The organism is Acidobacteriota bacterium, assembly GCA_003696075.1.
Classification (GTDB): domain Bacteria; phylum Acidobacteriota; class Polarisedimenticolia; order J045; family J045; genus J045.
The window spans coordinates 1-4421 of record RFHH01000109.1 but is presented as its reverse complement, the minus strand read 5'-3'; the positions used below and the strand labels follow the sequence as shown (position 1 = coordinate 4421).

Annotated in this window: 3 protein-coding genes; all 3 read left to right on the top strand. The window is 73.4% G+C overall.

All coding sequences use genetic code 11. The features are described 5' to 3' along the window. Window positions 1-10 precede the first annotated feature (10 nt). Complete coding sequence (locus tag D6718_06905) at window positions 11-790, top strand: ATP-dependent DNA helicase (protein ID RMG45660.1); 780 nt, start codon at window positions 11-13, stop codon at window positions 788-790. Then, on the top strand, window positions 774-2201 hold the full coding sequence (locus D6718_06900) for a DEAD/DEAH box helicase (protein ID RMG45659.1): 1428 nt from the start codon (window positions 774-776) through the stop codon (window positions 2199-2201). The genes D6718_06905 and D6718_06900 overlap by 17 nt, the downstream gene beginning before the upstream one ends. Before the next feature lie 6 nt (window positions 2202-2207). Further along, the coding region (locus tag D6718_06895) for a hypothetical protein (protein RMG45658.1) at window positions 2208-4421 on the top strand (2214 nt) is incomplete at its 3' end.

The window sequence follows — 4421 nt, the reverse complement described above, 5'->3', positions numbered from 1 at the left end:
GCCCATCGACGTGAGCGGGCTGCTCGGCGAGGAGCTGTTCGGCCGCACCGAGTCGGTGACCCTGGTGTCGGCGACGCTCACCGCGGGCGGCACCTTCGACTTCGTCCGCTCGGAGCTGGGCGTGCCGGACGGCGCGCTCGAGCTGGTCGCGGAGTCCCCCTTCGACTTCGAGTCGCAGGCCCTCCTCGTGGTGCCCGAGGGGCTCCCCGACCCGCGGGACCCGGCCTTCCCGGACGCCGTGGCCGCGGTCATGGCCCGCGTCATGGATCTGTGCGGCGGCCGGACCCTCGGCCTGTTCACCTCGTACCGGGTCCTCGACGTGGTCTACGAGCGCATCGGCGGCAACGGACACCGGGTGCTGCGGCAGGAGGAGATGCCGCGCACGGAGCTTGCCCGCATCTTCAAGGAGGATGTCCGGTCGGTGCTGCTCGGCACCGACAGCTTCTGGACCGGCATCGACGTGCCGGGCGAGGCGCTCACCGGGCTCGTCATCGACAAGCTGCCGTTCCCGCACCCGGAGGACCCGGTGGTGAGCGCCATCTGCGAGCGCGACCCGCAGGCCTTCCGCAACTACCTGGTGCCGCGGGCCATCATCACGCTGCGCCAGGGCGTGGGCAGGCTCATCCGCAGCCGGCGGGACTTCGGCGTGGTCGTGCTGCTCGACCGCCGCGTGGCCGAGAAGGCCTACGGCCGGCGGTTCCTGCGGAGCCTGCCGCCCATGCTCACCACGCGGCGGCTGGAGAACATCCCCCGGTTCCTCGAGGAGGCGGCCCATGCGTGCGCGGGTTGACGCCGCCATCCGGCTCCGGCGCGCCGAGGCGCCCGACAAGCTCCTGGAGCGCCTGCGCCGGGCCCTCACCTTCGTGAACCCGGCCTTCCTCGACCGCCTGCGCCTCGGGTTGCCCCCGGGCGGCGAGCCCGAGGAGCTGTGCTTCCTCGACGAGAGCGGCGACGAGGTCGTGCTGCCCCGCGGCGCTGTCCACACCCTCCGGCGGCTCGCCGCGATGGACGGGATCGCCGTCGAGTTCGAGGACCGCCGGCGTCTACCTGCCGCGAGGCTCGACGGGCTGTCCGAGGTGCCGCTGAGGGACTACCAGGCGCGGGCCGTCGAGCGTCTCGCGGGGGCGACGCAGGGCACGGTCGTCATCCCCTGCGGCGGAGGGAAGACGCGCGTCGGTATCGGCGCCATCTCCCGGCTGCGGACGCCGGCGCTCGTGCTGGTGCACACCCTCGACCTCGCTGAGCAGTGGCGCGGCCAGCTCCGCGAGCTGCTCGGCGTCGAGCCGGGCTTCTGCGGCGACGGCGAGGCCGCGCCGGGCCCGGTGACCGTGGCCGTCGTGCAGGCGCTCGTCCGTCGGGAGCCCGGCTGGCTGGAGGAGTTCCTGGGCGGCTTCGGGCTGCTGATCCTCGATGAAGCTCACCACGTGGCGGCCTCCACCTTCCGCGACCTCGTGCACCGCTGCCCGGCCCGCTACCGGCTGGGGCTCACCGCCACGCCCGAGCGCGCCGACGGGCTGACGGCGCTCCTCGACCTCTACCTCGGCCGCCCGCTGGCGACGGTCACCCACGAGGAGCTGGTCGAGGCCGGGGTGCTGACCCTGCCCGAGATCCGGCTCGTCGAGACCGGCTTCACCTTCCCCTATGCCGGGCCCGACGACTACGCGCGGATGATGGCGGCGCTGACGGCCGACGAGGGCCGCAACGGGCTCGTCGTGCGGACCGTCGCCGAGGAGGCCCGCGCCGGGCACACGTGCCTGGTGCTCTCGGGCCGGGTGGACCACTGCCGGACGCTGGCGGCCGGGCTCCGCGCGGCGGGCGTCGAGGCCGCGGAGCTGACCGGCCGGGTGCCCAAGGACCGCCGCAAGGCGCTCCTCGACCTGGCCCGCGCCGGCCGGCTCGCCGTCCTCGTGGCGACGACGCTCGCCGACGAGGGCCTCGACCTGCCGCGCCTCTCGCGCGTGTTCCTGGCCTACCCGGGCCGCGCCCGGGGCCGCACGGTCCAGCGCCTCGGGCGCCTCATGCGGCCCCACCCGGACAAGGGGCGCCCGGTGCTGTTCGACTTCGTGGACCGCAAGGTGCCCATCCTGCGGCGGCAGCACCTCGAGCGCAGGCGGCTCTACGCCGAGGTGCTCGGCATCCCGGCGTCCCAGCTCCGCGCCCGGGCCGCGTTTCCGGGACATGCGGCGGCGCAGACGGAGTAGGCGGCCATGAGCGGCCCCAGACCCGACCCGGACGCCATCCGGGCCACCTTCCGGTGGCTGGCCCACGCCCCCCACGGGGTGAGCGAGGTCCGGGTCATCCGCCCCGGCCGCGGCATCGTCGGCATCGGCTTCTTCGACGACGAGGACGCCTTCGTGCGGGAGTGCGTCCGCTCGAACGCCGCGGGCAACGTCTACGTGGGCATTCAGCCGCGCCCCCGGCGGCTCCTGGAGCGGGCCGCCAACGTCGTCCGGCCCCTGAGGTCCGGCGCCGCGCGCAAGGACATCGAGGTCGTCACGGCCACGGTCGTGGACCTCGACCCCGTGCGGCCCAAGGACACCGCGAGCACCGAGGAGGAGCTGGCCGCGGCGCTGGAGGCCGCCGAGGCCGCCGCCGACTGGTGCGAGGAGCGGGGCCTGGTCCGCCCGCTCCGCATGATGAGCGGCAACGGCGCGCAGCTCTGGTTCGCCGTGCCGCCCATCGAGCTGACCCCGGACAACCGCGACGCCGTGCAAGCCGGGCTCAAGGCCTTCGAGGCCGAGCTGCGCGAACGGATCGAGTCCGATCGCATCAAGGTGGACTCCATCCACGACCTGGCGCGCATCATCAAGGTCGTCGGCACGGTGAGCCGCAAGGGCGAGCCCACCGCCGAGCGGCCGCACCGGGTCAGCGTCGCTCTCGACGGCGCGGAGCGGCGCGAGGACCCGGCCCTGCGCGAGCGGCTCCTATCGCCGCCCCCGCCTCCGGCGCCCGCGGCCGCCCGAGGGCTCCCCGCGTCGGCGACGGGGCTCGCCCCGAGGGCCACGGCGAAGGCACGGCGCACCGGCGACGGCAGCTACGACTGGCAGTCGCCCGTGGAGATGTGCGGGCCCGTGCAGCGGCTCTGGAACGAGGGGGCCGAGGACCGCAGCCTCGCCATCTTCAACATGGTGCGGTTCTTCGTGCACAAGGGCCTCGGCCTCGACGAGATCACCGACCTGATCCTCGAGTACGACCGCCGCGGCCTCGGCAAGCTCCGGGGCCGCGACGGCCGGGCCTACGTCAAGAGCTGCTACGACAAGATCGCCGCCTCGGTGCGCGACGACGGCACCGTCGCGCCGCCCTGCCACTCGCTCCAGAAGCTCGGCTACTGCCGGGTCAACCGCGAGCCGGGCGTCCGCTGCGAGCTGTACGACTTCGTCTTCGACATCGAGAAGGCCGTGGAGGCCATCCCCGAGGACTGTCCGGCTCGGGAGCTGGAGTACCGCCTCAAGCCGATCTTCGAGGCCATCGCCCACCGAGACCCGTCGATGCACGGGCGGTACATCGAGCTGCTCGAGAAGCGCTTCAAGCTCAAGGCCCGCGACCTGCGGCGCGCCGTCTCCCTCGCCGGAAGGAAAGCTGCGAGCGAGCGGAGCGGAGCGGGCCGCGGCCAGGGCGACGGCGGCGGCGACGACGCCATCGAGGGCGAGATCTACGAGGACACCTGCTCCTACTACACGGTCAACTCGCGCGGAGAGACGCGGACCATCTCCTCGTTCACCATCACGCCGACCATGCGGGTCGAGATGGAGGACGGCGAGATCATCTTCGGCCGGGCGCACACCGACCGGGGCGCCGTGGTCGAGAACCTGCGCCTGCCGCTCAAGGCCTTCCACTCGAAGCGGGACCTCATCCGGCACCTGCCGTCGGCCGACCTGCAGTGGACCGGCAGCGACAACAACGTCCAGGGGCTGCTGCGCGTGCTGGCCCGCCGCGACGTGCCCCGGCGGCCGGGCACGACCATGATCGGCGACTACAAGCGCGACGGCGTCCACCTCTGGGTCGGGCCCGACTGCGCCATCGGCAAGGACGGGTTCCTCCGGCCCTCGCCCGTCGTGTTCGTCTCGAACGGCGGCTCGCTGCACGGGCGGGTGCGCTACGTCGAGGCCGACGAGGGCGACTTCCTGCACGTCGCCCGCAAGGTCTTCGAGTTCCTGCCGAGGCTCAACCGGCCGGAGGTCATCCTGCCCGTCATCGGGTGGTTCTTCGCAACGCCGGTCAAGCCGCGCTTCATGGAGCGGGTGGGCTCCTTCCCGGCGCTGTTCATCTGGGGCACCCAGGGCAGCGGAAAGAGCACCCTCGTCATCGACGTGTTCTGGCCGCTCTTCGGCGTGCGCGACGCCGAGCCCTACAGCGCCACCGAAACCGAGTTCGCGCTGCTCAAGGTGCTGACCGCGAGCCGCTCGGTGCCCGTCTTCATC

Coding starts and splice junctions, on each gene's coding strand:
- D6718_06900 (RMG45659.1), top strand. CDS start 774: ATGCGTGCGCGGGTTGACGCCGCCATCCGGCTCCGGCGCGCCGAGGCG.